Source organism: Bradyrhizobium sp. 44 (assembly GCF_023073095.1).
Classification (GTDB): Bacteria; Pseudomonadota; Alphaproteobacteria; order Rhizobiales; family Xanthobacteraceae; genus Bradyrhizobium.
In genome coordinates, this window is the sequence record NZ_JADPIY010000008.1 from 1009687 (window position 1) to 1035102 (window position 25416).

A 25416-nucleotide genomic window follows, 5' to 3' on the forward strand; every position below is an offset into this window, starting at 1 on the left:
AATCCCTATGATGCGCCGCGCAAACATGGGCTCTCCATAGCAGGGGGGCGGGGGAAGCGCAAAAGGTTCGGCGCACCGGTTTCCGACCTCAATCGATGACGCCAAGCCTCGGAAACGCGTCCGGGGCGGCGGCGAGCATGGCGCGGGCGCGGGCGGAATCGTCGTCCATCTGGCGGATCAGGGCCTCCAGGCTGTCGAATTTCAGCTCCTCGCGGATGAAGCCGATAAAGGCGCAGTCGAGCGTCTGTCCGTAAAGATCGCCCTTGAAGTCGAACAGGAAGATTTCCAGCAGCGGCGCACCATTATCGAACGTCGGGCGGCGACCGAAGCTTGCCACCCCGTCCAACCGCTCCGCGCCGCGGCCGACCCGCACCGCATAGATGCCGTGCTTAAGGCCGCAATTGGCATCGAGACGGATGTTGGCAGTGGGATAACCGAGGTCGCGGCCGCGCTTCTCGCCGTGGATGACCTCGCCGGTGATGAACCAGGGCGCGCCGAGCATGGCCGTGGCCTCGTCGAGTTGGCCTTCGGCGAGCGCGATCCGGATCGCGCTGGACGAGACCGGCCGCTCGTCGATATCGACATGCGGCTGCACGTCGACCTCGATGCCGAGCCGGGGCGCCTCGTTGACGAGGAGGCTCGGCGAGCCGACCCGACCCTTGCCGAAGTGGAAGTCGTAGCCGACGGCGATCCCGCCGATGCCCAAGCGCCCGATCAGGTCATGGTGAATGAAGTCTTGCGCACTGGTCCCGGCGCGGGACTTGTCGAAGGTCATGACCACGGCGCCGTCAAGTCCGGTGCCGGCCAGAAGCCGCAGCTTCGCCCGCTCGTCGGTCAGGCGGAATTGCGGGGTGTTGGGGCTGAAAAACCGGCGCGGATGCGGCTCGAAGGTCAATGCCAGCGCCGGGCGGCCATGGATCCTGCCCATTTCCATGGCTGCGGCGATCACGGCACGATGGCCGAGATGAACGCCGTCGAAATTGCCCATCGCGACCACGGCACCCCTTGCAATGGCAGAGTCCGGCGTGGTGTCGCGGATAACGGTAAAATGCGGAGCCATCAGGGGAATTCTCAAACCGGCGGGACCGGCCGGGACCGTGGCGCGACGGGCCGGATGAAGTCAAGCGGGAGGGGGCGGCCGCATCGAAAGCGATTTCAGTCCACCGGGGGCGTTCCCAGTTAACGCGCTGTTTAACGCCTTGGTGCTAGTCCTTGGGCGTGGAACCGCGGGGCTCCGGCCCGGCAGGTCCGATCGTAAATATTTCCTGGGTTTGCGTTGGGGGAGTCGAGATGGCGGTTGATTTGTCGATGTCGGTTCTGGTGGTTGACGACTACAGCACCATGATCCGTATCATCAGGAACCTCCTGAAGCAGCTTGGCTTCGAGAATATCGATGATGCAAGCGACGGTTCGGCAGCGCTGAACAAGATGCGCGGCAAGAAGTACGGGCTCGTGATTTCCGACTGGAACATGGAGCCGATGACGGGTTACGACCTGCTGCGCGAAGTGCGCGCAGATCCGAACCTCGCCACCACGCCCTTCATCATGATCACGGCCGAATCAAAGACCGAGAACGTGATCGCGGCCAAGAAGGCCGGCGTGAACAACTACATCGTCAAGCCGTTCAACGCGGCGACGCTGAAGACCAAGATCGAGGCGGTCTTCCCGGACATGGCAAGCGCGTAAGGCGCGATCGAAGCCATCGGTTGAATTCGGAAGGCCCGGGCGATTGTCCCGGGCTTTCTGCGTCGGGTTCGTCGTTCCGGAATCGATGCCCCATATCAAGCGGGAATGACGATCAACTCGCTACCACTTCAGTTCGCGCATCAGCGCCTTCGGCGGATGGCCGAACAATTCCAGCACCGAAGCCGGGTCGAGCTGGTCGAGACCCTCGAACTCCTCGGCATGGATGCCGCGGGTCACGAACAGGCAATCGATGCCGAACTCGCGCGCGCCGGTGAGGTCGGTCCGGACGGAATCGCCGATCGCGAGCACCTTTTTGCGGTCGATCTGGTGGCCCTGGCGTTCGCCGGCGAGCGCCATCGCGCGCTCGTAAATCGGCCGGTGCGGCTTGCCGTAGAAGATCACCTCGCCGCCGAGCTCGCGATAGAGCTCCGCGATCGCACCGGCGCAATAGATCAGGCGGTCGCCCTTTTCCACCACGATGTCGGGGTTGGCGCAGACCAGCGTCAGCTTGCGCTCGCGCGCCTTGAGCATCATGCCGCGATAGTCTTCTGCCGTCTCGGTCTCGTCGTCGTAGAGACCGGTGCAGACGATGTAATCCGCCTCCTCCAGCGGCGCGATCACCGCATCGAGGCCGCGGTAGATCGAGTTGTCGCGCTCCGGGCCGAGCCAGAACATCTTGCGGCCGGGATGGTCGGCGACATAGAGCCGCGTCAGGTCGCCTGAAGACACGATCGCATCATAGGTCTCGTCGGCGACGCCAAGCTTGCGCAATTGCCGCTGCACGGAGTCGGCCGGGCGCGGCGCGTTGGTGATCAGGATGACCGTACCGCCGCGGCTGCGATAGGTATGCAGCGCCTCGCAGGCTTCGGGGAAGGATTCGAGGCCGTTATGGACCACGCCCCAGATATCGCTGAGCACGACATCCACGCCCGCCACGAGTTCACGCAGGCTTTCAGCGAAATGCAGCGTGGTCATGATACGTGCGGCCGATCAGATGCGGCGCGCGAGCGCGGCGTTGCCGGTGACGCGCTGTGGCGCAGACGCAGCCGACGTTGCGCTTGAGCTGGGTGTGCCGGAGCCATTGGATCCCTGAGTGTCCTGTGCCTGGTTCGGCGCGGCGGTAGCAGATGGCCCCTCCGGCCGCAATGGCCGGGGCGGCGCGAACAGGAACCCCTGGCCGAACCGCACGTCATAATCGAGCAGGTCGATCACGGCGCGCTCGCCCTCGATCCGCTCGGCGATCAGGTCAATGCCGAAGCGGCCGAGCAGGTCGGAAAGGTCGGAAGGGTGGATGTCCGAGGCCGAAGCCTGCCTGGGGTCGAGCAGCAGCGAAGCCGGCACCTTGATGAAGCGCACGCCGCGATCGGCGAGCTCGCGCGGTTCGATGCGCAAATCGGTGACATGGTCGATCGAGAAACGGAAGCCGCGCTGGGCGAGCGCGGCGAGATTTTCGGTCTCGGCCGGACCGAGATTGCGGAAGGTCGATTGCTTGAATTCCAGCACCAGCGACGGCGCCAGCGCCCGGTTGGCTTCGAGGAAATCGAGGTATTGCGCGAAGGTCGTGGAATTGCCGAGCGTGGAAGCCGCGACGTTGCAGAACACGCCGACCTCCTTGTTGCGTACCATCAGGCGCCGCAGCACCTGGACGCAGCGCAGCATCACCATGTTGTCGATGCGCCCGATCAGGCCGGAGGCCTCCGCGATGCTGATGAACTCCTCCGCCGCGACCAGCTGGTCACGCTCGTCGCGCAGGCGCGTCACCGCCTCGTAGAAGCGGACCTTGCGCTGCGGTAGCGACACCATCGGCTGGAGAAAGATGTCGATGCGGTTCTCGTCGATCGCGTTGCGGAGCGTCGCCAGCAATTGGGTCTGGTTGCGGCCGTTGGAGGTCTGAACCGGATTGGCGGTCTGGGTCTGGATCGCCGGTGCTGCCGGCCGCAACGGCGGCGGCGCGGGAACCGGGGGAGGAGCAGCCGGCCGCTCCTCCTCAAGCGTGGCCATCAGGTCGAGCGGCGCCTCCGGCTCCTGCCTTGCGATCGGCGTGGGGGCCGGCACCGGCGCGTTGCCGGCCATCAGATCCTCGTGGGCCGACACGGTGGTGGCGAGTTGCCTGACCAGTCCGCCGAGCTCGTTGATCTCGCCGACCACCGACTGGATGCGGTCGGAGTTGGCCGAATTGGAAGAGGCGATGCGTGCTTCGATCGTGGCGAGCCGGCGGCCGAACTCGGCGACCTGGCGGGCGAGGTCGGCGGTGCCGCGCGAAAGATCGGCGATCTGGCCACCGACGTCGCTGCGGTCGCGCAGTCGCATCGACACTGCAGTGTAGAGGATCAGGAAGGTCAGCGCCGTCAGCGCCACGATCGCGGATTCGGTTCCGCTGATGCCGGCGACCGCATAGAGCACGAGCCCAAGCGAGGCGGCGACCAGAACCATGCAGATGGCGATGAAGATCGTCGAAATACGAATCATGCCGCGCGTTACGCCTCAAGAGCTGACTGCCTGACCGGGAAAACACGGGTGGCGTCTCGATCCCGTCACGCCGCATGCTCCCCCAAGCGGCATGAGCTTAACATCATTGTTGATTCGAGGGGATAGCGGCCCGATCTCGGAGTCAGGATGGCGCCGCAGCGCCGACCGTGTCGGCTGAGACCGCCTCGCGGGTGCCAAGCGGCTTGGGCGCCCCGGCGGTCGTGTCGCGCAGGGTCTGCCGTTCGATCTCCGAATTCAGTTCGGCCCCGAACATGATGACGATGGCTGACATCCACATCCACATCATCAAGCCGATCGCAGCGCCGAGCGAGCCGTAGGTCGCATTGTAATTGGCGAATTCCGAGAGATACCAGGACAGCAGCGCCGAGCCGGCGATCCAGAGGATCGCCGCCGTTACCGCTCCAGGGCTCAGCCATTGCCAGCGCGGGGCGTCGCGGCTGGGCGCGAAGCGGTAGAGGATGGCGAGCGCCGCAAGGAGAATGACGAACAGCACCGGCCATCGCGCCAGCGCCACGATCAGCTTGCTTTCGGGCGCCATGCCGAGGTGGTTGAGCGCAAGCGGGAAGGCGACGACGGTGCCCACCATCAGCAGCAGGGCAACGATGCCGCCGACCGTGAAGGCCAGCGAAACCGTGTTCAGCCGGATGAAGCTGCGCTTTTCACGCTCCTCATAGGCGACGTTGAGGGCGTCGAAGATGGCTTTGACGCCGGCATTGGCGCTCCAGATCGCGAGCACGAGTCCAAACAGGAAAGTGACACCAAGGGTGGCGCCGCCGTTCGACACGACGCGCGCCACCTGGTCCTCGACGATCTGGAACGCGCCCTCGGGCAGCATCATCGCGAGCGAATGCAGGTTGGAACTGATCGTCGAGGGATCGGCGAACAGGCCATAGAATGAAACCAGAGCTGTGATGGCGGGAAAGATCGCGAGCAGCCCGAAAAAGACGACGCCGCCGGCGGTCGCGAGCAGGCGATCCTCGTCGATGCGCTGATAGGTGCGCCAGAGGATGTCCTTCCAGCCTGCCCACGGGATCGCGAACGGGCTTTTCGCACGGCGGCCGCGGCCGGGCTGCGAGGCTGCGCCCGTAGGGCTCGTTTCCGGCGAATTCGCCTCGCCGTTGCGGTGGTCTTGCGGAGGTCCCGGCCGGATCAGGCCAGAATCCTGGAAATACCGTTCCGCGGTGAGCACGAACACGGTCGTGGCTGCCATTAACAGCCAGCTGTCGAATTGCTCGGCGCGCCGCAGAGGCATTTTCAGGTATCCGCTCCGTGGCCGTGACGCCGCCGGCGCGCGGCCGTCAGCCCGACCAGCCCAACGGCCGCGAGCATCAGCCCGAGTTGCACGGGCCGGTTGGACCGAGCCGGCCACGTGCTGCCGCCATGTCCCCGGTCATGTCCCCGTTCGCCCGGCGCGAGCGGCGCGAGGGGAATTGTCGTCGCGACCTCTTTCACCGCCTGCTTCACCGTTCCGCGCGGGATGCGCGGGGTGGCGATCGCCACTCGTAGGCGACTGGCGAGCGGCAAGATCGGCTTGGTTTTGCGCTTCATCTGAGCCATGGCCACGCCGGCGCAAGCGGCGGCGAGGACCAGGAGGACACCGCCGGCGGCGCCGAATCCCCAGAATTGCCCGTAATGGATCGCAACCCAGCGGTACAGGGCGATCAGGCCGACAAAGAAGGCTGCGACGACGAACAAGCCCGCAACGGCGAGCAGTCCGGCCGCAGTCGCGTAAGACGTCATGCGCCCCGTGGCTTGATTGCTCCGGTCACGGGCATAGGACTGGGCGGCGCGCTTGAGATGGTTGAGCTTGAGCGCGACGCCGGCGCGCAGCAATTCGCCCGATGGCGCAAGCATGCGGTGATCCTCCGAGTGCGAGAAAATTCGTCGGGGGATGAACGTGGCGGTATTTGACTTGTTCCGACGAGGTCTGCCCGTCGTGGTCGATCAGCCGAGATCGGCTGCCGCGATCCAGAATACTTCGCCCTCGGAGTCCTCGGTGTCGAGCCAGAGCAGCGGTAGTTCAGGAAAGGCCTCGTCGACGAGCTCGCGGCCGCGGCCGATCTCGCAGATCAGCCCGCCATCCGGCGTCAAATGGCCGGGCGCGTCGCGCAGGATCCGGCGCACCACGTCGAGACCGTCCGCGCCGCCGTCAAAGGCGAGCTTCGGCTCGGCCCGGCACTCCGGCGGCAGCGCCGCCATGCCTTCGGCATCGACATAAGGCGGGTTGGTGATGATCAGGTCGTATTTGGCGTCACCGAGCGGGGTGAACAGGTCGCCGCGATGCAGGCTGATCCGGTCATCGAGCCCGTATTCGCCGACATTTCGTCTGGCGACGTCGATCGCGCCCTTGGAGATATCGACGGCGTCGATCGTGGCATTCGGAAAATGATGCGCCGCGAGGATCGCGAGGCATCCCGACCCAGTGCAGAGATCGAGTACGCGTTCGACCGCGCTGGGGTCGTCGATCAGCGAGCCGGCTTCGCCGTCGCCGCCGAAATGCGATTCCAGCAACTCGCCGATAAAGGAGCGGGGAACGATGACGCGCTCATCGACATAGAACGGCAGGCCGCGCATGTAGATCTTGTTGACGAGATAGGCGGCCGGTTTGCGGGTGGTGACGCGCTGATGGATGAGATCGATGATGATCCTGCCCTCGGCGGCCGTAACGCGCGCGTTGGCAAAAATCTCGAACTGGTCGGGATGCAGGTGCAGGGCTTCACAGACCAGGAAGGCCGCTTCCGCGACCGGATCGGGTGTGCCATGGGCAAAGGCGAGCTTGGCCTCATTGAAGCGGCTCACCGCATAGCGGACGAAATCGATCAGCGTGAGAAGCTCGCCGCGCCCCACTTTCGCGAGCTTTGGCGCGGCGCGGCCGCGCACGGTCTTTTTGGATGTCGTTGCCATCAGGATCGGGTCCAGCGTGCGGCGGCTTCATCGTCGTGGGCCTGGGCCTCGACCCAGCCGGTGCCGGTGGCGCTCTCTTCCTTCTTCCAGAACGGCGCGTTGGTCTTCAGATAATCCATCAGGAACTCGGCTGCCTGGAACGCTGCCTGGCGGTGCTGCGAGGCGGTCAGCACCAGCACGATGTTCTGGCCGGGCATGAAACGGCCGACGCGATGGATCACCGTGACGCCGTTGAGCGGCCAGCGCGAGGTGGCCTCGTCGGCATGGCGCCGGATCTCTTCCTCGGCCATACCCGGATAATGCTCGAGCGAGAGCGCGGCGATCTTGGCGCTGTCCTCGTCACCGCGGCAGATGCCGGAAAAGCTCACGACTGCACCGATGTCGGTGCGGTTCCCGGTCAGCACCGCGATCTCGCGCGCGATGTCGAAATCGTCTTGCTGGATCCGAATGGTGACGGGACAGGTGGTGACCGGCATGGTCTAGCCGCCGGTCATCGGCGGGAAGAACGCGATCTCGCGAGCGCCCGCGATCGCGGCGTCCGACCTGACGTGGGCATGGTCGATCGCGGTGCGGATCACCTTCGGTTTCTCGAACGCGTAGGCGTAGGCTTCGCCTTGGCCGGACAGCCAGGCGATCAGCTCTTCCACCGTGCGCACGGTCGCGGGCGGCTCGATGGTCTCCTCGGCCTTGCCGACGCGCTCGCGCACCCAGGCGAAGTACTTCACTTTCATCCCTCATCCTCCTTGATGAGGTGATGGATGCCGGCGCCGAAATAGTCGTAGCCGGTGTACATGGTGAGGATCGCCGAGGCCCAGAGCAGCGCCAGCCCGGTCATCGAGACCATGGGCACCACCTCATCGCCGGCGGGACCGGCCAGCAGGAAGCCGATGGCGATGAGCTGAACCGTCGTCTTCCACTTCGCAAGCTTGGTCACGGGCACGCTGACGCGCAGCGCGGCAAGATATTCGCGCAGGCCCGAGACCAGGATCTCGCGGCACAGGATCACGATGGCGGCCCACAGCGACCAGCCGTGAATGATGCCGTCGGCGGCCAGCATCAGCAGGCACGAGGCGACCAGTAGCTTGTCGGCGATCGGATCGAGCATGCGGCCGAACGCCGATTGCTGATTCCAGATCCGCGCGTAATAGCCGTCGAGGTAATCAGTGACCGCGGCCGCGATAAAGATGGCGACCGCGACCCAGCGCAGCCACAGCGGACCGTCCATGATCGACTGTGCGTAGATGCACCCGACCACGACCGGGATCGCGGCGATCCGGCCGTAGGTCAGGATGTTCGGGAGGGACATCGCGCGGCTGGTGGTCCCTCGTGTCGTGGCGATGTTCATCCGTCCTACCAATACCGCTGCAGCCTGAAGGTCAACCGTTCCGCTCCCAAATGGGGTGCGGGATGCGACGACCATATGACCGCGGCCCCCTTTTATTTCATCCCGGCTGAGGGTGGAAATATTCGAAAATCCTGCGGGCGCTCTCGGCGCTCACCCCCGGAACCTTGCCGAGATCGGTGATCGAGGCCCGTTCGATCTCCTTCAGGGTTCCGAAATGATGCAGCAAGGCACGTTTGCGTGACGGGCCGATGCCCGGAATCTCCTGCAAGCCGGCCTCGCGGATGTCCTTCTTGCGCAGCTTGCGGTGCGAGCCGATGACGAAGCGGTGCGCCTCGTCCCGCAGGCGCTGGATGAAATAGAGCACGGGGTCGCGCGGCTCCAGCTTGATCGCCTCGCGCTCCGGCATGAACAGGGTCTCGCGGCCGGCATCCCGGTCCGGCCCCTTGGCCACGGACATCAGCGCCACCTGGGTCAGGCCGAGATTTGCAAATATCTCCCGGACCGCGTTGAGCTGGCCGCGGCCGCCGTCGATGATCACGAGATCGGGCCATTGCGGGAAGTCGTCGTCCTTGGTTTTGGCTGCGCCCTCTTCGGGCGGATTGATCAGGCGCTTGAAGCGGCGCTCCAGCACTTCGCGCATCATGGCGAAGTCGTCGCCCGGCGTGATCCCTTCCGACTTGATGTTGAACTTGCGGTACTGGTTTTTGACGAAGCCATCGGGGCCGGCGACGATCATGGCGCCGACCGCGTTGGTGCCCTGGATGTGGCTGTTGTCGTAGACCTCGATCCGCTTCGGCGCATGCGGCAGGCTCAGGGTCGTGGCCATGGCGTCCAGCAGGCGGCTCTGCGTCGCGGTGTCCGCGAGCTTGCGGCCCAGGGCCTCGCGCGCGTTGGTGAGCGCGTGGGTGACGAGCTCCTTCTTCTCGCCGCGCTTCGGCGTGGACACCTCGACCTTGCGGCCGGCCTTGATCGACAGCGCGTTGGCGAGCAGCTCGCTCTCCTCGATCTCGTGCGAGAGCAGGATGTTCCTCGGCGGCGGCTTGTCGTCATAGAACTGGGCGAGGAAGGAGCCGAGCACCTCTTCCGGCGTATACGTCTTCTCCGCGCGCGGGAAATAGGCGCGGTTGCCCCAGTTCTGCCCGGTGCGGAAGAAGAACACCTCGACACATGAGAAGCCGCCCTCCTGGTGGATGGCGAACACGTCGGCTTCTTCCACCGTGCGCGGATTGATGCCCTGCTGCGACTGGATCGCGGACAACGCAGCGAGGCGGTCGCGGTAGAGCGCGGCGCTCTCGAATTCGAGCTCACCGGAGGCCTTCTCCATCTCGGCGGCAAGCTCCTGTTTCACCGCATGGCTCCTGCCGGACAGGAAGTCGCTCGCCTCGCGCACCAGGGTCGTGTAGCCGGGGAAGTCGATCTCGCGGGTGCAGGGGCCGGCGCAACGGCGGATCTGGTAGAGCAGGCAGGGCCGCGAGCGGCTCTCGAAGAAGGAATCCGTGCAGGAGCGGATCAGGAACGCGCGCTGCAACGCGGTGATGGTGCGGTTGACGGCGCCGGCCGAGGCGAACGGGCCGAAATAGCGACCGGGCCGCGTCTGCGCGCCGCGATGCTTCAGGATCTGCGGCGCCCAATGGTCGCCCGTGATCAGGATATAGGGAAACGACTTGTCATCGCGCAGCTGCACGTTGAAGCGCGGCCGAAGCTGCTTGATGAGGTTGGCCTCCAGCAGCAGCGCTTCGGTCTCGGTGTGGGTCGAGATGATTTCCACGGTCACGGTGGCGGCGATCATGCGCAGGATGCGCGCCGGCTGCGGCGCACTCTGGCGCGCATAGTTCGACAGGCGCTTTTTGACGTTCTTAGCCTTGCCGACATAGAGCACGTCGGCATTCCCATTGAGCATGCGGTAGACGCCGGGCGAGGTGGGGGCGAGGCGGACCGCGCGTTCGATCGCCTCGTGGCCGGTCGCCAGCGGCTCTTCGCCGACCGTGCCGCTCTCTTCCAGGATGTCCGGCAGCCGTGCGTCGTCCTCGTCGTCCCCGTTTGCTGTGGCGGGATCGAGGTCGGGCGGCGCCGCTTCCGTCTCCTGGGGCGGGACGTCGGGCGCGTTGCCGCGCACGGGTTTGCGCGCACGTGCGTCGTCCGGATTGTCGGTGGAATCGTGAACCATGGTGCGAATTTAGGCGTTGCGGCTGCCGATTTGAAGTTCCGGCCGTGCGGCACGCACAGGATGGCGGCGCAATTCCGGGTAACGCTTGCTTAAGCCTGTTAACAGCGCGGTAAGCCGGCTTAACAGGCCTTTAACTTAAAACTCTCGATAAATGTTACGCGAAATAGTGGTGGTTCCGTAACCATGCGGTTTTGCCTCGCGCGGCGGCGCAGGCATCGCGCCGGGTGACGGCAGTTGCGTTGGAGTATGTGATGAAGAGGCTCGTTGTGGGCGCAGCCGCGTTGGCTGCAGTCGGCTGGACGGCTTCGGCAGGGGCCGCCGATCTCAATTACGGGCAGCGTGCGCCCTACACGGTCAATCAGCCGCTCAACGCCTATAGCTGGGCCGGTCCGTATCTCGGTGCCAATCTCGGCTACGAATGGGGCTCGGTGAACAACAATCCCGCAAAACCGTCGGGCTTCGTCGGCGGCGTTCAGGCCGGTTACAATTTCCAGACCGGCCCGTGGGTGTTCGGTGTCGAAGGTGACATCCAGGCCGCCGGTGCCGACGATACCTTCGCGCCGTGGAAGTTCTCCAATCCGTGGTTCGGCACCCTGCGCGGCCGCGCGGGCTATGCCCTCAGCAACGTGCTGTTCTACGGCACGGCGGGCCTCGCCTTCGGCGAGCTGCGCGCGCAGACGTTCGGCTGGACGGAGTCGCATACCAGCGCCGGCTGGACCATCGGTGCCGGCGCGGAAGTTGGTTTCGCGCCGAACTGGAGCGCCAAGCTCGAATATCTCTACATCGATCTGTCGACGAGTCAGTTCGCGATTACAGGCGTGTCAAACGGCTATAGCGCCAGCGTTGTGCGCGCAGGCGTGAACTATCACTTCTGATACCCAAAGAAGAAAATACCGGACTACAGCCTCCCGGCCGCTCGCGGCCGGGATTTTTTTTGCGCCGGTGTTTCGCGTCGGACTCGCTAGGGAAGGATGACCAAATCGACCGCCTTCGGCCCCTTGCCCTTCTTGTCCGGTTCGACTTCGAAAGTAATACGCTGTCCTTCGGCAAGGTCCTTCAGTCCGGCCCGCTCCACAGCAGTAATATGCACGAAGACGTCGCGGCCCCCGTCGTCCGGTTTGATGAATCCGTAGCCGCGCTCACCGTTGAAAAACTTGACCGTTCCCGTCATGGCCATCGGGAAACTCCCCCTCATTGCTCCTCCGTCGTGACGCAGACGCACGTCACGACATGACCGGGCCTTGCGAAGCCCGGGAGCTGGCCATCCTTGGGCAGACCATTCGGTCCGACTGGATCTTTCTTAGGCCTTCACTCCGCCGCAACCATTCGCGGAAGCGGAACGTAAAGCCAGTCACCGCAACAGCATAATACGGTTCTCTGCAGATTGACCACCGCTCCTGCATATTTTTCCCAAGATGCCGGAGTGTTACGGCCTTGGCACCTCTAATCGGAATCTGGCAGCGCCCCCCTGGCCGAGCGGCATTTCCAACTCGGGCAGGATCGTCTTAAGCTCGCCGTGCAGTGTGTAAGGGGGATTGACGATCAAGAGCCCGCTGGAGGTGAGGGCTGCGCCGTCGGCTTGTGGCGCCACGCTGAATTCGAGGCGCAGGCATTTTCCCGGCGGTTTTGCTGCGGCTGCGAGCCGCGCCACTGATTGCACCAGCGCGTCGGTGGCGCGCCGGCTCTTGGCGGGATACCAGATTACATAGATACCGGTCGGCCATTTCGCGAAAGCCGTCGAGAAGGCCTCTTCGAGCTTTTCGAACTCGTCCTTCGCCTCGAACGGGGGATCGATCAGCACGAGCCCGCGCCGTTCCTTCGGCGGCACGAAAGCCGGCAGCGCCATCCAGCCGTCGAGGTCGACCACGCGGGCCTGTTCGTCGTGGCGCAGCACGCCGATCAGCGCCTTGCGCGCCTTCGGCTCGAGCTCGCAGAGCAAGAGGCGGTCCTGCGGCCTCAGCAGGCCGCGTGCGATCAGCGGCGAGCCCGGGTAAGCCTTGAGCTCGCCCTTCGGATTGAAGGCGCGGACGATGTCCAGATAGGGCTTGGTCAGCGCCATGGCGTCGTTCGACAGCCGCGCCTGCATCAGCCGCGCAATGCCCGTCAGCCACTCGCCGCCGCGACGCGCCTCGTCGCTTTCGAGATCGTAGAGGCCAGCGCCGGCATGGGTGTCGATGACACGGAACGCGCCCGGCTTATCCTGGAGATAGGTGATGATGCGCGCCAGCACGATGTGCTTGATGACATCGGCGAAGCTGCCGGCATGGAAGGCGTGGCGGTAATTCATGCAAGAGCACTACGCCACGTGACGGCTTGAGCAAAGAGGCACGATGCCTGGGCTAGCCACCCCGGATCGGCGGCATCGCCAACTGGTCGCGACGGCAGGCGCGGCGGTCGATCTCCTCGCAGGCGCGGAATTGCAGGTCCTTGCTGAGGCAGATGCGGACTTCCGATAGCCGCGTCCGGTTGCAGGTGATCGAGACGGCGGCATTGCTGAGGCCCGGATTGGCCTTGATGAAGGCTTCCTCCACCTCTGCCGGCGCCACCGTCTTGGCCTGCGACAAATCGAGATATTCGGCCGGAATCTTGATTGCGGCGCGCGCCTTCCGGATCGTCTCGAAATAGCTGCGGTCGGCGAGCCCCGAGCAGGTGCCGTGCTTGTCCCATTCGTTGAAGATCAGCCCCGGCGCCGGCATCAGATCGAGCATGGAGGAGACGATGCTGCGGTTCAGCCGCGGCGAAGGCCGCTGGCAATATTCCGGAAAACCGTTCTCATATTGCGGCCACAGACCATGCACCACGAAAGCATAGGGCCGTCCGCTGCACTGGGTCTGCGAGCGGCCGCCGCGCTCCGCTGCCTCTTCGCAGAAGGAGGGCGACCACGACAGCGACAGCACATAAAAATCGAATTCGCCGGGCGTGTTCTGCCGCTTGTCCTGGGCCTTTGCGCCGCCGGCCAGTGCAGCCAGCCCGGCCGCAAGCGTCAGCGAGATCATCAGGCGGGAGAACGAATGCAATCTGGAATGAAACATGGCGACGCCCCTCAACTAGACTGTGCAGACGAGCCTAGCAGGCGATAGGAACATTTCAAGAACAAATTTCGGGCGACCATCGTTGGGCCGCCTGATCGGTCCGGATCAGCGCAATTATTGCTTGGCGGCGCGGCAGGCCGGGTTGTAGGCCCAGTTGCGGTCGAGCCCGACCACGCACCATTCCACGCCCTGGCCGTAGCCGGCGAAGCCGCCGTCCTCGACGATCGAGAAGTGCACCTTGCGCATCTTGCCGTCCGTGAGCATAGCCTCGCCGGTGCAATAGCGGCGGGGGATGTTATCCGATGCCCAGGGCCGGAACGCGGTCTCGTGAACCGCGGCGAAGCCGGTGATCTTCAACGAGGAATTCCAGAACGAGCTTTCTTTCTCCCAGAACTGGCTGGCGATCGTCGGCAGCGCCCGGTCGCATTCGGAGACGTTGCCGTCATAACGCGGCCCGCTCAGCCAGAAATTCAGCTCCAGCGGATTGGCGGCCCTGGCCTCACCGAGCGACAACGCCCCGAACAGGAGGCCGAGCACGGCGGCAAAGCGGAGCGATTTCAGGAAGGTCGAGGCGCGCATGGATGATCCAGACAGCATGATCTGCAAGGGTCGGACGGTGCCGTGAAGGCCGGAGGAGGTCAAGTGCAGCGCGGCAACACTTGCCGACGAGTTGACCGCAATGCTGCGTTGGACCGGCCATCCGTTCTTTCCACCGCCGCGCCGACACCGTAAACTGCCGCCAACCAATCGGAGTGACGGGAATGCGAATCATTGCGGCCGCGGGCCTACTTGCCTTGGGTATGATGGCGAGCCAGTCGGCGCGCGCCGATCTGCTTCCGGTGCCTCCGTTCAAGGGCAACGACACCGGCGGCATCATCGCCTATTCGATGGCAACCCAGGTCGATGCGCGGCAGGTCGCGGTCGATCACTGCGCGCGCTACGGCAAGGTCGCCAAATTCCTGGCGGTGCAGGCCTATGAGGGCGGCTACATCTCGTTCTCCTGCCGCTGGGTGCCCTATGGCGCCGCCGACCAGCCGATCCGCACGCTCTACTGAGGCGCTTTCGCAACGCCGCCATCGCAGCCGGGAGCTTCCGTCATGACGCGCAAACTCGCTTTGCTCGGCTCCGCACTTTGCCTCGTCTTGTCGGCAGCCAGCGCCCGCGCTGACGACCTGCCGGTGCGCAAGGCGGGCCTGTGGGAATTGAAGATGGTCAGGACCGGCACGCCGGTGCCCGAGATGACCATGCAGCACTGCACCGACGAGACCGTCGACAAGGAGATGAACAACAACATCTCCCCGATGGCGAAGCAGATCTGCGCCAAGCAGGACATCAAGAAGACCGCGACCGGTTATGTCAGCGATTCCGAGTGCAATGTCGCCGGCATCAGCACGACCTCGCATGCTGAGATCACCGGCGATTTCAATTCGGCCTATACGGTGAAGACGTCGTCGCACGCGCAAGGCGGCGCCGCCGGCGCGGCAGGCCGCGACACGACCATGCAGCTCGAAGCGAAATGGCTGGGCGCCTGCAAGCCGGACCAGAAGCCCGGCGACATCGTGATGCCCGGCGGCTTCAAGATGAACGTGCGTGACATGGACAAGCTGAAAGCGCTGTTGCCGAAGTAGGTGAGATCGCCGCGCAAACACGTGCACTCCCTCGCCCCGTTCTTACGGGGGCGTGAAGTCCCGCGCCTACACCGGTATCCGCACGCTCGCTCTTAATCCGCCCATCGGACTGTCGCCAAGCGTGATGTCGCCGCCGTGCGAACGGGCGATGTCGCGGGCGATCGCGAGGCCAAGACCCGTGCCGCCTTCGTCTTGGTTGCGGGCGTTGTCCAGCCGCAGGAACGGCTTGAACACCTCTTCGCGCAAATGGGCGGGAATGCCCGGCCCGTCGTCGTCGACCGTCACGGTCAAATAACGGTGATCGCGCTGGCCGGTGATGGCGATGCTTTTGCCGTAGCGGGCGGCGTTGGTGACGAGGTTGGCGAGGCAGCGCTTGAACGAGGCCGGCTTCACCGTGACCACGGGCAGCCCGTTGAATGCGACCGTCGCCGTGTGGCCGTGGCGTTCGGCGTCGCTACGCAGCTCCTCGAGCGCCTGGGCCATGTCGGTTGGCTGCGACTGCTCGCCGGAATCGCCGCGGGCAAACGCGAGGTAGTCCTCGAGCATCATCGACATCTCGTCGACGTCCTTGCGCATGCCTTCCATTTCTGGGCTGTCGCCGATCAGCGCCAGCTCGAGCTTGAACCGCGTCAGGATCGTGCGCAGATCGTGGCTGACGCCGGCGAGCATCGCGGTGCGTTGCTCCATCGTCCGCTCGATGCGCGACTTCATTTCGAGGAAGGCGACCGACGCGCGCCGCACCTCGCGCGCGCCGCGCGGGCGGAAATTCGGCGCCTCGCGGCCCTTGCCAAAACTTTCAGCGGCGTCGGCAAGTCGCAGGATCGGCTTGATCTGGTTGCGCAGGAATAGCACCGCGACGATCAGCAGGATCGAGGACGTTCCGACCATCCAGAACAGGAAGATCTCCGAGTTCGAGGCATAGGCGGCGCTGCGCTGCGCGAACACGCGCATCACGGCGTCGTCGAGCTGGATCCGGATCTCGACCAGATTGGAGCGGCCGACCGTGTCGATCCAGAAGGAGCGCCCGATCTGGCGGCCGAGCTGCACCGACAGCGTCTGGTCGAGCAGCGAGAAGAACGGCTTGGGTCCCGGCGGCGGCATGTCGCCGGCCGGGAGGAAATCGACGACGAGGCCCAGGCGCTGCTGCGCGATGCGGCGGATCTGGTCGCGATCCTTGTCTTGCGGATAGCCCTTGTAGACGTCGATCAGCGCGGCGATGTCCTGCACCACCGCGGCCGACAGCCGCCGTGTCACCGTGTTCCAGTGCCGCTCCATGAACACGAAGGCAACGACCGATTGCAGGATCACCATCGGCACGATCATGATCAGCAGCGCACGCGCGTAGAGGCCGGTCGGCATCCAGCCCTTGAACGCATTGCCCATCCAGCCATTGGCGGCGGAGACGCGGCCGGCGGCGCTCTTCAAAAGCGTCAGGCCGCTATCGATCGTGCTCATCGGTGGCGCTTCACTCTTTATGGCGAGGCTACCAGCCGGTAGCCGATGCCGCGCACGGCCTGGAGGAACAGCGGATTGGCGGGATCGGTCTCGATCTTGCGCCGCAGGCGGTTGATCTGCACGTCGACGGCGCGCTCGTTGACGCTGCCATTGCCGGTCAGCGCGCTGCGCGGCACGGTCTCGCCCGGTGTCTCCGACAGGATCCGCAGCATCTCGCGCTCGCGGTCGGTCAGGTGAATGACGTCTTCGCCTTGGCGCAGTTCGCCGCGGTCGAGGTGATAGATGTACGGGCCAAACGCGATCTTCTCCACTGCAGCGGCCTGCGGCGGCGGCGCAGCGCGCTTGAGGATGTTGTTGATGCGTAGCGCAAGCTCGCGCGGCTCGAACGGCTTTGCGACGTAATCGTCGGCGCCGATCTGCAGGCCCTCGATGCGCGCTTCGGCTTCATGCCGCGCCGTCAGCATCACGATCGGTACCGAGGACGAAGTCCGGATGAAACGGGCGAGATCGAAGCCGGTCTCGCCGGGCATCATGACATCCAGGATCAAGAGGTCGAAGTGCAGGCCCAAAAGCTTGGAACGGGCGTCGCTGGCGCTGGCGGCGGTCGAGACGCGATAGCCTTCGCCGGCAAGGAAGCGCGAGAGCAGGTCGCGGATGCGGCGGTCGTCGTCAACCAGCAGGAGATGCGGAGCATCGTCGGCGGGGCGTGCCGGCGGGCGTGCGAGCGTGGCAGCGAGCGGCACGGTCACTCCTTGTCCTGATTGACGGTGGCGAAGATCGTTTCGAGCACCTTGTCGGGATCGTCGCGGTCGATCATCGCGCGCAGGAAGCGCTTGACGGTTTCGGCATCCTGCGGCGCCATCTCGGCGAGCGCCTTGGTGATGCGCGTGGTCTGGAGACCGGCGAGCTTCTGCACCAGCGCCTCGCCCTTCGGTGTCGCAAACAGCAGGCGTTGGCGGCGATCATTGTCGCCGGTCTTCTGGACGATATAGCCCTCGTCCAGGAGCTGCTTGAGCACCCGGCCGAGCGATTGCTTGGTGATGCGCAGGACGTCGAGGAGGTCGGCGACCTTGAGGCCAGGATAACGATAAACAAAGTGCATGACGCGGTGATGGGCCCGGCCGAAGCCGAACGCCTCCAGCTCCTGGTCGGGATCGCCGACGAAATCGCGATAGGCGAAGAACAGCAGTTCGATGATATCCCAGCGCAAATTGCCTCCGTCGTCTGCGGCCGGCCGCGGCCCGGCAGCGTCTTGAGAAGGAGTCGCGAAATTTATGTCAGGCATATTGACGTATCTTGGTCTCAATGTTACAAAACGATCGGCCCGTACGAAATTTTAGATCGTTTCGCGTCGGGGTGGGCATCGAAGCAAGGCGGCCCCAGTGGGCCAGACAGGCGGCGACGGCCGGAGCAGATCAACCGTGCGATTGTCGAACGGCATTTCGGCAAAACATACTGGACTTCCGTCTTCCGCAAAAGCATGTCCTCGGTGACATGCTGGCCACGGAAACCGGCCGTAACAAGGCTGGCGGCGGTCCGGCCAGAAACCAATTGAGCCAGCCGGGCCCAAATCGGGGCAGGTGGGTGCCACAACGGCGCCGCTACCGGCAGCGGGAGGCAAGGACATGAGCATGAAATTCGACATCCAGCCCGCATCCAATCCGACCCCCGAGAAGGATCGGGTCGCCAAGCTGGTGGACCCCGGCTTCGGGCGGGTCTTCACCGATCACATGGCGGTGGTCCGCTACAACCAGGCCAAGGGCGGCTGGTACGAGGCGCGTGTCGAGGCCCGCGCCAATTTCCAGCTCGATCCGGCCGGCGCCGTCCTGCACTACGCCCAGGAAATTTTTGAAGGCCTCAAGGCCTACAAGCGCGACGACGGCGGTGTGAACCTGTTCCGCCCCGACGCCAATGCGCGGCGCTTCAAGGACTCGGCGGACCGCATGGCGATGGCGCAGCTCCCCGAAGACGTCTTCATCGAGGCCGTCGAGCAAATCGTGCGCATCGACCGCGCCTGGATGCCGGGCGGCGAGGGCAGCCTTTACCTGCGCCCGTTCATGATCGCGAGCGAGACCTTCCTCGGCGTCAAGCCGTCGTCCGAATACATCTTCGCGGTGATCGCCTCGCCGGTCGGCTCCTACTTCAAGGGCGGCCCCGCGCCAGTCTCGATCTGGGTGTCCGAGAACTACACGCGCGCTGCCGTCGGCGGCACCGGCGCCGTCAAATGCGGCGGCAACTATGCCGCTAGCCTGCGCGCCCAGGCCGAAGCGATCCAGCACGGCTGCGACCAAGTCGTGTTTCTCGATGCGATCGAGCGCCGCTACATCGAAGAGCTCGGCGGCATGAACGTGTTCTTCGTGTTCGACGACGGCTCGCTCTCGACGCCGCCGCTCGGCACGATCCTGCCCGGCATCACCCGCGATTCCATCATTGCGCTGGCCAAAGACGCCGGCAAAACCGTGCGCGAGGAGCCGTATTCGCTCGACCAGTGGCGCAAGGATGCGGCAAGCGGCAAGCTGAAGGAGGCGTTTGCCTGCGGCACCGCCGCCGTGATCTCGCCGATCGGCACGGTGCGCTCAGTGAGCGGCGATTTCGAGATCAGCGGCGGCGCCGCCGGCCCCGTCGCCATGGGCCTGCGCAAGCAGCTCGTCGACATCCAGTACGGCCGCACCAACGATCCGCATAACTGGATCCGCAATCTGTCTTGATTTTTGCCCTCTCTCTCTCCGCTCGCGGGGAGAGAGAGGCGCAATGAACGCGACACGATGATCGTGCGACAAAGTCCGAGACCTCGATACCTGGACATCGAGTTTTCCGGACATTGCGATCATGACATCCACTCTTCCCCAGTCCCTGAAATGGGTCGTTCTCGCCGCAATCACCGGCGTCACCGTCTTTGGCATCCTGACCATCGGCCCCAAGCCGGACGTCTCCGCTGAGGGCCGTTCGCCCGTCGTCGACGTGCGCACCACCGATCCGGAGATGAACACCGCGATCGCGCGCGCCCGCGGCACGCTGCCGACCTTCTGGGCCTCCTACGAGGCGCCGAAACCGTCGGAAACGGGGCACGCCCTGAAGGTGCACTTTTCGACCCGCAAAGGCGGTGAGCACATCTGGATGGCCGAGGTGAAGAAGCTACCCAATGGGGGCTATTCCGGCCTCTTCGCCAACGAGCCACGCGATCTGCCGGGCAAGCGGGCAGGCGACAAGGTCGAATTCACTGAAGCCGACATCTCGGACTGGATGTTCATGCGCAACGGCAAGATCGTCGGCGGCGAAACCATCAAGCCAACGCTGAAGTCGCTGCCGAAAGCGGATGCCGATGCGCTGCGGGCACGGATGGAGCAGCCGTAAGGGCCTACCCGGCAGTTGCCGCTTCGCGCGTCGGCTGGTAAATGCCGCGCATGGCCGAAAAATCCAAAAAACCCCAGAAACTGAAGGCGCGCCTGCCGCGCGGGCTCGAGGATCGCGATCCCGCCGCGATCCGGGCGACGCGCGAGATGGTGGAAAAGATCCGCACCGTCTACGAGCTCTACGGGTTCGAGCCTGTGGAAACGCCGGCGATGGAATACACCGATGCGCTCGGCAAGTTCCTGCCCGACCAGGATCGTCCGAACGAGGGCGTGTTCTCGTTCCAGGACGACGACGAGCAGTGGATCTCGCTGCGCTACGATTTGACCGCGCCGCTCGCCCGCTACGTCGGCGAGCGATACGGCACCGACGCTCTCGTGTTGCCCTACCGCAGCTACCGGGTCGGCTACGTCTTCCGCAATGAAAAGCCGGGTCCCGGTCGCTTCCGCCAGTTCATGCAGTTCGATGCAGACACGGTGGGCTCGGCGACGCCGGCGGCGGACGCGGAGATCTGCATGATGGCGGCCGACACGATGGAGGCGCTGGGCATTGCGCGCGGCTCGTATGTTGTGAAGGTGAACAACCGCAAGGTGCTCGACGGCGTTCTGGAAGCCATCGGACTCGGCGGCGAAGAGAACGCAGCACGCAGGCTCACCGTGCTGCGCGCAATCGACAAGCTCGATAAGTTTCCCGCCGAGGAAGTTCGCAAGCTCCTCGGTCCCGGCAGATGGGATGGCGGCGAAGAAGGCAAGGGCGACTTCACGAAGGGCGCCAATCTAAGCGCGTCGGAAGCTGACGTCGTTCTCGCCATCACCAAACCGCGCGACGATTGGAAAGAGGCCATTGCCGCGGCGGAAACCTATCTCACCAAGAGCGAAGTCGGTCAGGCCGGCGTGAGCGAGCTGGAAGAGATCGCGAAACTAGTGACGGCGTCGGGTTACGGTGCGGATCGCATCAAGATCGACCCCTCCGTGGTGCGCGGCCTCGAATATTACACCGGCCCCGTCTACGAGGTCGAATTGCTGCTCGAGACCAGGGACGACAAGGGCCGACCGGTGCGCTTCGGCTCGGTCGGCGGCGGCGGACGCTACGATGGCCTGGTCTCGCGCTTCCGCGGCGAGCCCGTGCCAGCGACCGGTTTCTCGATCGGCGTGTCGCGGCTTCAGGCCGCGCTGACGCTGCTCGGCAAGCTCGACACGAAGCCCGGGTTCGGCCCCGTCGTCGTCACCGTGTTCGACCGCGACCGCGTCGCCGACTATCAGAAGATGGTCGCATCGTTGCGAACCGCCGGCATCCGCGCCGAGCTCTATCTGGGCAATCCCAAGAACATGGGCAACCAGCTCAAATATGCCGATCGCCGCAATGCGCCCTGCGTCATCATCCAGGGCTCGGATGAAAAAGCGCGTGGCGAGGTGCAGATCAAGGATTTGATCGAGGGCGCGAAGGCGGCAGCCGCGATCGCTTCCAACCAGGAATGGCGTGAGAGCCGCCCGGCGCAGTTCTCGTGCAGCGAGGCCGATCTTGTCGCCAAAGTTCGCGAGGTGCTAGCGCGCCATGACGTGAGCTGGGGCTAGCTATTCGCTGACGCCGCCATGCCCGGGCTTGTCCCGGGCATCCGCCTCCTGTTTGATGGCGCCCGTCAATGGCCGGTGTTCGGCCCAAGGGAGAGAAAAATGCCTGAGATCACTGTCAGCATGGCCGAAGGCCGCACCGACGAGCAGAAGGCCGGCATGATGCGCGACATCACCCAGGCGCTGGTGAAGAATCTCGGCGTCGATGCCGACGCCGTCGTCATCCAGATCAATGAAGCCCCGCTCCGCCACAAGATGAAGGGCGGCAAGACGTTCGTGGAGCGCGCGGCGGCTGCGAAGAAGTAGCCCGCGCTCTAGCTGCAAACGCAACTGTCGTCCTGGCGAAAGCCAGGACCCATTACCCCAAGCGGCAGTTGTTACGGCGGGTCGTGGTTTAGGCCGCTCATGACAATGTTCAGTCGGGGTAATGGGTCCTGGATCGGCGCTTCGCTTCGCTGCGCTTGTCCAGGACGACGGGGGGAGGCCCCATGGACGCACGCGACTTCATCAAGGTCGGCATGAGCGCCGAGCGCACGCTGGTGGTGCCGGTGGAGCGCACGGTCGGGCATTTCGTGCCCGGCATGCCGATGGTCTATGCGACGCCGATGATGATTCTGGAAATGGAGATGACGTCGGGCGATGCGATTCGTGCGGCGCTTCAGCCCGGCTGGGTCACCGTCGGCACCGAGGTCGATATCCGCCATCTTGCAGCAGCCCTTGTCGGCGCGACGGTGCGGACTACCGCGAAGGTCATTGCGGTAGAGCGCCGCGTCATCCGCTTCGAGGTCGAGGCCTTCGAGGGCACGCGAAAACTCGGCGAAGGCCGCCACGCGCGCGGGCTCGTCAATGTAGCGATGTTCAACAAGCGGCTGGGGACGACGTAGCAGCCGCTTGCTCTGCCCTCATCCTGAGGAGACCGCGCAGCGGTCGTCTCGAAGGATCGCCACAGGCGAGAGCCGGGCATGCATGGTTCGAGACGGCGCTTCGCGCTCCTCACCATAAGGGGATAGCTTCTTTACTTCGCCAGTTCCTTCGACCGCTGCGTCGCCGCCGCGATCGCGCGGATCATCAGATCGCGCAGACCGGGTTCGCCCATCAGCACGCCGAGCGCCGCGGCCGTGGTGCCGCCGGGCGAGGTGACGTTCTGGCGTAGCGTGCCGGAGGCAAGCTCCGACTGGTGGAGAAGTTCACCCGAGCCGGCGACGGTTTCGCGCGCGAGTTTGGTTGCCAGCGCCTCGGGCAAGCCCGCCTCGACACCGGCGCGCGCGAGCTCTTCGGCCAGCAAGAACACATAGGCCGGGCCCGAGCCGGACACCGCGGTCACCGCGTCCATCAGGCTCTCATCGTCGACCCATTCGACCGAGCCGGTGGCGCGTAGCAGCGCATCGGCCACAGCGCGTTGCTGTGCGCTGACGTTGTTCGCGGCGACAGCCACCGTGATGCCGCGACCGATCGCGGCCGGCGTGTTCGGCATCGCGCGCACGACCGCGCCGCCGCAGACCTCCTCGAGCGAGGCGATCGTGGTTCCCGCCATGATCGACACCACCGCCGTCTTGTCGGAGACGAACGGCTTCAGCTTGGCGCCGGCCTCGCGGAACATTTGCGGCTTCACCGCGACGATCAGCGTCTCGACCTGGCCTGCCGTCGTCACATCAGGATTGAGCGCAACCCCCTTGGCGGCAAGTGCGGTGATCTCGGCCGAGATGTGTGGATCAATCACCGCGACGCGGCGCGGATCGAGCCCGCCCGAAAGCCATCCGGTCAGCATCGCGCCGCCCATCTTGCCGGCGCCGGCGAGCAGGATAGTGCCGGTGATGTTTTCGAGAGTGCTGTTGCTCGTCATAGGCGTTACCACAAACTCAGTGTCGTCCCGGCCTAGTGCGCAATTGCGCACGGGGGCCGGGACCCATAACCACAACCGGTTTTAGTGGATGGAGGTGTTGGCAACAAGCAGCGTGCCACAAGCGAAATCACGCGGTATGGGTCCCGGCCCCCCGTGCGCAATTGCGCACTAGGCCGGGACGACAAGAAAACTACGCCTCGCCCACCGTGTCGAACATCGCCGCGTCCATGGCTTCCGACGTGGACTTGCCCGCCCACACCACGAACTGGAACGCCGGGAAATAGCGCTCGCAGGCGTGGATGGCGCCGGCGAGCATGGCTTCGCATTGCCCGGTGGAGGCGGTGAGCCCGCCCGGCAGCACGAGGGCCTGCCGGTGCATGATCATGCCGGTGGTCGTCCACAGGTCGAAGTGCCCGACCCACAACTGCTCGTTGACGGCGGCGACGAGCCGCTGCACCTCCGGTCGCCGCGCAACCGGAATCTTCATGTCGAACGCACAGGCCAGATGCAGCGCCTCGATCTCGCCCATCCAGGTGAAGGAGATCTGGTAGTCGGTCCATTGTCCCTTGGAGACAATCGTGAGTTCGTCTTCGCCGGAGCGTTCGAACGGCCAGTTGTTGCTGGCAGCGATATCCTCGACCACCGCGAGCGGATGGTTTTTGGAATCGATAGTGCCTTCGAGCAGGGACATGCCGTCTCGACCTCTTGCCTTTTTGTTGTCTTTGATACGCACGCGGTTGGTCCGGCGCGCGCTCCCTTAATATTGGTAAGGCGATCCGTTCGGATCAGCGCGGGCTTGTCGCGGATCAACTGATGTGATTTGCGGAATCTGCGCAACTGGCTGCCGAGTCCGTCCACAAGTCAGGACTCGTTCGTCCACAGCTCATCTCCGCCACAATTATTAACGCAGGGGAGGCCGAGCCGGACGGAAAAGAACAAACCGGAATCGGATTCGCCGATGGCCCGCCAATCGTTAATTCCGCCGCGTACGGACTGGACCACTATAGCGGCATGGGACCATGCGGTTTTCCCATGCGGAACCCGCTTGCCGCGGCCCCCAACCGGCGTCATATTTCGGTCAGGCCGTTCATTCCGGGCGGCCGATGTTCTCAGGGCGGGGTGAAAGTCCCCACCGGCGGTAAGGGCCGTAAGGCCTAAGCCCGCGAGCGCCTTCCTCAAAGTCTTGCTGAGGGGAAGGGTCAGCAGATTCGGTGCAACTCCGAAGCCGACGGTTAAAGTCCGGATGAAAGAGAACGGTCGGTGGCAGACGCATCGCAGGATGCGGCTGTTTGTCGTTCCGTGTGCCCTGATTCTGGTCCTTAACTGAGGAAAGCCATGAATCAGATGTTGCAAGATACCCAAGTCCAAACTTCCAAAGCCGAAACGTCCCAACCAACCCAAACGCCACCGCCGGTTCCGCAAGATCCGGCGCCCGACCATCCGCGCTTTGCGAAACCGCAGCGGGTGGCCTTCGTGCAGGCCTGCTGGCACCGCGACGTGGTCGCGGAGGCCCGTATCGCCTTCGTGAAGGAGGCAGAAGCGCGCCACCTCAATCATGTCGACGTGTTCGAGGTGCCGGGCTCGTTCGAGATCCCGCTGCATGCGCAGATCCTCGCCAAGACACGACGCTACACCGCGATCGTCGCGGCCGGCCTCGTCGTCGACGGCGGCATCTACCGCCATGAGTTCGTCGCCGACACCGTGATCAAGGCGTTGATGGACGTGCAGCTGCGCACGGAGGTGCCCGTGTTCTCCGCGGTGCTGACGCCGCAGCAATTCCACGAGACCGAGGTGCACTACGATTTCTTCCGCAGGCATTTTGCGATCAAGGGCGTCGAGGTGGCGGCCGCCTGCGCGGAGACGTTGCTCGGGCTCGAACGCCTGCGCGGCCAGGTCGCCGCGGGAATCGTGTAACGCAGCGCAACGACCATCCCTCATCCCGAG

At 64.7% G+C, this 25416-nt stretch carries 29 protein-coding genes and 1 riboswitch; of the genes, 10 read left to right on the top strand and 19 right to left on the bottom strand.

The genetic code is table 11. From position 1 onward, the window contains the following. Positions 1-88 precede the first annotated feature (88 nt). Positions 89-1060 carry a bifunctional riboflavin kinase/FAD synthetase gene (locus tag IVB41_RS06830; RefSeq protein ID WP_247428298.1) on the bottom strand — a complete coding sequence of 324 codons (972 nt, stop codon included), beginning with the start codon at positions 1058-1060 and terminating at the stop codon, positions 89-91. Positions 1061-1290: 230 nt separating this feature from the next. Between IVB41_RS06830 and IVB41_RS06835 the strand changes: the two genes are divergently transcribed. Further along, positions 1291-1686: a response regulator gene (locus IVB41_RS06835; protein ID WP_007596883.1), complete on the top strand. Its 396-nt coding sequence runs from the start codon at positions 1291-1293 to the stop codon at positions 1684-1686. Between the two features lie 120 nt (positions 1687-1806). On the opposite strand, the gene IVB41_RS06840 is transcribed toward IVB41_RS06835, so the two are convergent. From IVB41_RS06840 to uvrC, 9 genes are all read right to left on the bottom strand, one after another. Further along, entirely contained in the window at positions 1807-2661 is an 855-nt protein-coding gene (locus IVB41_RS06840; RefSeq protein ID WP_027565397.1) for a TIGR01459 family HAD-type hydrolase, read from the bottom strand. A 15-nt stretch (positions 2662-2676) separates the two neighbouring features. Next, positions 2677-4155 (bottom strand): EAL domain-containing protein, encoded by a 1479-nt coding sequence (locus IVB41_RS06845; protein WP_247428302.1) that lies wholly within the window; start codon positions 4153-4155, stop codon positions 2677-2679. 142 nt (positions 4156-4297) lie between these two features. Further along, the gene (locus IVB41_RS06850; protein ID WP_247428305.1) at positions 4298-5428 is read right to left on the bottom strand and encodes a YihY/virulence factor BrkB family protein; all 1131 of its coding nucleotides are present in this window, start codon (positions 5426-5428) and stop codon (positions 4298-4300) included. 2 nt (positions 5429-5430) lie between these two features. Next, positions 5431-6030: a phage holin family protein gene (locus tag IVB41_RS06855; protein ID WP_247284502.1), complete on the bottom strand. Its 600-nt coding sequence runs from the start codon at positions 6028-6030 to the stop codon at positions 5431-5433. Between the two features lie 90 nt (positions 6031-6120). Next, positions 6121-7080 carry a 50S ribosomal protein L3 N(5)-glutamine methyltransferase gene (gene prmB, locus IVB41_RS06860; protein WP_247428308.1) on the bottom strand — a complete coding sequence of 320 codons (960 nt, stop codon included), beginning with the start codon at positions 7078-7080 and terminating at the stop codon, positions 6121-6123. Then, entirely contained in the window at positions 7080-7556 is a 477-nt protein-coding gene (locus tag IVB41_RS06865; RefSeq protein WP_247428311.1) for a molybdenum cofactor biosynthesis protein MoaE, read from the bottom strand. Before IVB41_RS06865 ends, prmB begins: the two co-directional genes overlap by 1 nt. A gap of 3 nt (positions 7557-7559) precedes the next feature. Next, on the bottom strand, positions 7560-7811 hold the full coding sequence (gene moaD / locus IVB41_RS06870) for a molybdopterin converting factor subunit 1 (RefSeq protein ID WP_247428314.1): 252 nt from the start codon (positions 7809-7811) through the stop codon (positions 7560-7562). Then, on the bottom strand, positions 7808-8425 hold the full coding sequence (gene pgsA / locus IVB41_RS06875; protein ID WP_027565390.1) for a CDP-diacylglycerol--glycerol-3-phosphate 3-phosphatidyltransferase: 618 nt from the start codon (positions 8423-8425) through the stop codon (positions 7808-7810). The genes moaD and pgsA overlap by 4 nt, the downstream gene beginning before the upstream one ends. 97 nt (positions 8426-8522) lie before the next feature. Further along, positions 8523-10592 (bottom strand): excinuclease ABC subunit UvrC, encoded by a 2070-nt coding sequence (uvrC, locus tag IVB41_RS06880; protein WP_247284474.1) that lies wholly within the window; start codon positions 10590-10592, stop codon positions 8523-8525. A 251-nt stretch (positions 10593-10843) separates the two neighbouring features. Here uvrC and IVB41_RS06885 point away from each other — a divergent pair, with 251 nt between their 5' ends. Further along, positions 10844-11467: an outer membrane protein gene (locus tag IVB41_RS06885; protein WP_027565388.1), complete on the top strand. Its 624-nt coding sequence runs from the start codon at positions 10844-10846 to the stop codon at positions 11465-11467. Between the two features lie 86 nt (positions 11468-11553). On the opposite strand, the gene IVB41_RS06890 is transcribed toward IVB41_RS06885, so the two are convergent. The 4 genes from IVB41_RS06890 to IVB41_RS06905 all read right to left on the bottom strand — a co-directional run bounded on the left by IVB41_RS06890 (position 11554) and on the right by IVB41_RS06905 (position 14203). After that, a complete protein-coding gene (locus IVB41_RS06890) occupies positions 11554-11769 on the bottom strand; it encodes a cold-shock protein (protein ID WP_007614865.1) in 216 nt (71 codons plus the stop codon). Between the two features lie 249 nt (positions 11770-12018). Next, complete coding sequence (locus IVB41_RS06895; RefSeq protein WP_247403900.1) at positions 12019-12879, bottom strand: 23S rRNA (adenine(2030)-N(6))-methyltransferase RlmJ; 861 nt, start codon at positions 12877-12879, stop codon at positions 12019-12021. A gap of 52 nt (positions 12880-12931) precedes the next feature. Continuing rightward, positions 12932-13624 carry a ribonuclease T2 family protein gene (locus tag IVB41_RS06900; protein WP_027565386.1) on the bottom strand — a complete coding sequence of 231 codons (693 nt, stop codon included), beginning with the start codon at positions 13622-13624 and terminating at the stop codon, positions 12932-12934. A gap of 114 nt (positions 13625-13738) precedes the next feature. Then, positions 13739-14203, bottom strand: a complete 465-nt coding sequence (locus IVB41_RS06905; protein WP_027565385.1) for a hypothetical protein — start codon at positions 14201-14203, stop codon at positions 13739-13741. A 182-nt stretch (positions 14204-14385) separates the two neighbouring features. Between IVB41_RS06905 and IVB41_RS06910 the strand changes: the two genes are divergently transcribed. Together IVB41_RS06910 and IVB41_RS06915 are read left to right on the top strand one after the other, a co-directional pair. Next, positions 14386-14679, top strand: a complete 294-nt coding sequence (locus tag IVB41_RS06910; protein WP_027520377.1) for a hypothetical protein — start codon at positions 14386-14388, stop codon at positions 14677-14679. Between the two features lie 42 nt (positions 14680-14721). Further along, positions 14722-15252 (top strand): DUF3617 family protein, encoded by a 531-nt coding sequence (locus tag IVB41_RS06915; RefSeq protein WP_247284451.1) that lies wholly within the window; start codon positions 14722-14724, stop codon positions 15250-15252. Positions 15253-15318: 66 nt separating this feature from the next. On the opposite strand, the gene IVB41_RS06920 is transcribed toward IVB41_RS06915, so the two are convergent. Genes IVB41_RS06920 through IVB41_RS06930 form a run of 3 tightly spaced genes read right to left on the bottom strand, consistent with a single transcriptional unit; the run spans position 15319 to position 17992 of the window. Continuing rightward, positions 15319-16707, bottom strand: coding sequence for an ATP-binding protein (locus IVB41_RS06920; protein WP_027520375.1), 1389 nt, complete (start codon positions 16705-16707; stop codon positions 15319-15321). A 17-nt stretch (positions 16708-16724) separates the two neighbouring features. Continuing rightward, on the bottom strand, positions 16725-17456 hold the full coding sequence (locus IVB41_RS06925; RefSeq protein ID WP_018453502.1) for a response regulator: 732 nt from the start codon (positions 17454-17456) through the stop codon (positions 16725-16727). Beyond that, positions 17453-17992, bottom strand: a complete 540-nt coding sequence (locus IVB41_RS06930) for a MarR family winged helix-turn-helix transcriptional regulator (RefSeq protein ID WP_007596846.1) — start codon at positions 17990-17992, stop codon at positions 17453-17455. The genes IVB41_RS06925 and IVB41_RS06930 overlap by 4 nt, the downstream gene beginning before the upstream one ends. A gap of 340 nt (positions 17993-18332) precedes the next feature. Here IVB41_RS06930 and IVB41_RS06935 point away from each other — a divergent pair, with 340 nt between their 5' ends. The 5 genes from IVB41_RS06935 to IVB41_RS06955 all read left to right on the top strand — a co-directional run bounded on the left by IVB41_RS06935 (position 18333) and on the right by IVB41_RS06955 (position 22513). Then, the gene (locus tag IVB41_RS06935; RefSeq protein ID WP_027565383.1) at positions 18333-19415 is read left to right on the top strand and encodes a branched-chain amino acid aminotransferase; all 1083 of its coding nucleotides are present in this window, start codon (positions 18333-18335) and stop codon (positions 19413-19415) included. Between the two features lie 121 nt (positions 19416-19536). Beyond that, positions 19537-20061, top strand: coding sequence for a YegJ family protein (locus IVB41_RS06940; RefSeq protein ID WP_247428319.1), 525 nt, complete (start codon positions 19537-19539; stop codon positions 20059-20061). Positions 20062-20111: 50 nt separating this feature from the next. Then, positions 20112-21632 carry a histidine--tRNA ligase gene (hisS, locus tag IVB41_RS06945; RefSeq protein WP_027565381.1) on the top strand — a complete coding sequence of 507 codons (1521 nt, stop codon included), beginning with the start codon at positions 20112-20114 and terminating at the stop codon, positions 21630-21632. Between the two features lie 18 nt (positions 21633-21650). Then, on the top strand, positions 21651-21935 hold the full coding sequence (locus tag IVB41_RS06950; protein ID WP_256378942.1) for a tautomerase family protein: 285 nt from the start codon (positions 21651-21653) through the stop codon (positions 21933-21935). Between the two features lie 182 nt (positions 21936-22117). After that, positions 22118-22513, top strand: coding sequence for a thioesterase family protein (locus IVB41_RS06955; RefSeq protein WP_247428322.1), 396 nt, complete (start codon positions 22118-22120; stop codon positions 22511-22513). A gap of 131 nt (positions 22514-22644) precedes the next feature. Here IVB41_RS06955 and proC read toward each other — a convergent pair whose 3' ends face one another. Together proC and IVB41_RS06965 are read right to left on the bottom strand one after the other, a co-directional pair. After that, the gene (gene proC, locus IVB41_RS06960) at positions 22645-23472 is read right to left on the bottom strand and encodes a pyrroline-5-carboxylate reductase (RefSeq protein ID WP_247428325.1); all 828 of its coding nucleotides are present in this window, start codon (positions 23470-23472) and stop codon (positions 22645-22647) included. 190 nt (positions 23473-23662) lie between these two features. After that, positions 23663-24163, bottom strand: a complete 501-nt coding sequence (locus tag IVB41_RS06965) for a YbjN domain-containing protein (protein WP_247357974.1) — start codon at positions 24161-24163, stop codon at positions 23663-23665. 410 nt (positions 24164-24573) lie between these two features. Further along, positions 24574-24731, top strand: a riboswitch (FMN riboswitch). Between the two features lie 76 nt (positions 24732-24807). Here IVB41_RS06965 and IVB41_RS06970 point away from each other — a divergent pair. After that, entirely contained in the window at positions 24808-25386 is a 579-nt protein-coding gene (locus IVB41_RS06970) for a 6,7-dimethyl-8-ribityllumazine synthase (protein ID WP_247357975.1), read from the top strand. The last annotated feature ends 30 nt before the right edge of the window (positions 25387-25416 follow it).

Bases quoted from the DNA above. Each gene is read 5' to 3' on its own strand.
- IVB41_RS06910 (WP_027520377.1), top strand. From the start codon at position 14,386: ATGCGAATCATTGCGGCCGCGGGCCTACTTGCCTTGGGTATGATGGCG.
- IVB41_RS06885 (WP_027565388.1), top strand. From the start codon at position 10,844: ATGAAGAGGCTCGTTGTGGGCGCAGCCGCGTTGGCTGCAGTCGGCTGG.
- IVB41_RS06935 (WP_027565383.1), top strand. From the start codon at position 18,333: ATGAGCATGAAATTCGACATCCAGCCCGCATCCAATCCGACCCCCGAG.
- IVB41_RS06845 (WP_247428302.1), bottom strand. From the start codon at position 4,155: ATGATTCGTATTTCGACGATCTTCATCGCCATCTGCATGGTTCTGGTC.
- prmB (WP_247428308.1), bottom strand. From the start codon at position 7,080: ATGGCAACGACATCCAAAAAGACCGTGCGCGGCCGCGCCGCGCCAAAG.
- IVB41_RS06830 (WP_247428298.1), bottom strand. From the start codon at position 1,060: ATGGCTCCGCATTTTACCGTTATCCGCGACACCACGCCGGACTCTGCC.
- IVB41_RS06930 (WP_007596846.1), bottom strand. From the start codon at position 17,992: ATGCCTGACATAAATTTCGCGACTCCTTCTCAAGACGCTGCCGGGCCG.
- IVB41_RS06915 (WP_247284451.1), top strand. From the start codon at position 14,722: ATGACGCGCAAACTCGCTTTGCTCGGCTCCGCACTTTGCCTCGTCTTG.
- IVB41_RS06920 (WP_027520375.1), bottom strand. From the start codon at position 16,707: ATGAGCACGATCGATAGCGGCCTGACGCTTTTGAAGAGCGCCGCCGGC.
- moaD (WP_247428314.1), bottom strand. From the start codon at position 7,811: ATGAAAGTGAAGTACTTCGCCTGGGTGCGCGAGCGCGTCGGCAAGGCC.
- IVB41_RS06855 (WP_247284502.1), bottom strand. From the start codon at position 6,030: ATGCTTGCGCCATCGGGCGAATTGCTGCGCGCCGGCGTCGCGCTCAAG.
- IVB41_RS06895 (WP_247403900.1), bottom strand. From the start codon at position 12,879: ATGAATTACCGCCACGCCTTCCATGCCGGCAGCTTCGCCGATGTCATC.
- IVB41_RS06955 (WP_247428322.1), top strand. From the start codon at position 22,118: ATGGACGCACGCGACTTCATCAAGGTCGGCATGAGCGCCGAGCGCACG.
- IVB41_RS06905 (WP_027565385.1), bottom strand. From the start codon at position 14,203: ATGCGCGCCTCGACCTTCCTGAAATCGCTCCGCTTTGCCGCCGTGCTC.
- IVB41_RS06950 (WP_256378942.1), top strand. From the start codon at position 21,651: ATGCCCGGGCTTGTCCCGGGCATCCGCCTCCTGTTTGATGGCGCCCGT.
- IVB41_RS06965 (WP_247357974.1), bottom strand. From the start codon at position 24,163: ATGTCCCTGCTCGAAGGCACTATCGATTCCAAAAACCATCCGCTCGCG.
- IVB41_RS06840 (WP_027565397.1), bottom strand. From the start codon at position 2,661: ATGACCACGCTGCATTTCGCTGAAAGCCTGCGTGAACTCGTGGCGGGC.
- IVB41_RS06850 (WP_247428305.1), bottom strand. From the start codon at position 5,428: ATGCCTCTGCGGCGCGCCGAGCAATTCGACAGCTGGCTGTTAATGGCA.
- proC (WP_247428325.1), bottom strand. From the start codon at position 23,472: ATGACGAGCAACAGCACTCTCGAAAACATCACCGGCACTATCCTGCTC.
- IVB41_RS06900 (WP_027565386.1), bottom strand. From the start codon at position 13,624: ATGTTTCATTCCAGATTGCATTCGTTCTCCCGCCTGATGATCTCGCTG.
- pgsA (WP_027565390.1), bottom strand. From the start codon at position 8,425: ATGAACATCGCCACGACACGAGGGACCACCAGCCGCGCGATGTCCCTC.
- IVB41_RS06940 (WP_247428319.1), top strand. From the start codon at position 19,537: ATGACATCCACTCTTCCCCAGTCCCTGAAATGGGTCGTTCTCGCCGCA.
- IVB41_RS06970 (WP_247357975.1), top strand. From the start codon at position 24,808: ATGAATCAGATGTTGCAAGATACCCAAGTCCAAACTTCCAAAGCCGAA.
- IVB41_RS06835 (WP_007596883.1), top strand. From the start codon at position 1,291: ATGGCGGTTGATTTGTCGATGTCGGTTCTGGTGGTTGACGACTACAGC.
- IVB41_RS06890 (WP_007614865.1), bottom strand. From the start codon at position 11,769: ATGGCCATGACGGGAACGGTCAAGTTTTTCAACGGTGAGCGCGGCTAC.
- uvrC (WP_247284474.1), bottom strand. From the start codon at position 10,592: ATGGTTCACGATTCCACCGACAATCCGGACGACGCACGTGCGCGCAAA.
- IVB41_RS06865 (WP_247428311.1), bottom strand. From the start codon at position 7,556: ATGCCGGTCACCACCTGTCCCGTCACCATTCGGATCCAGCAAGACGAT.
- hisS (WP_027565381.1), top strand. From the start codon at position 20,112: ATGGCCGAAAAATCCAAAAAACCCCAGAAACTGAAGGCGCGCCTGCCG.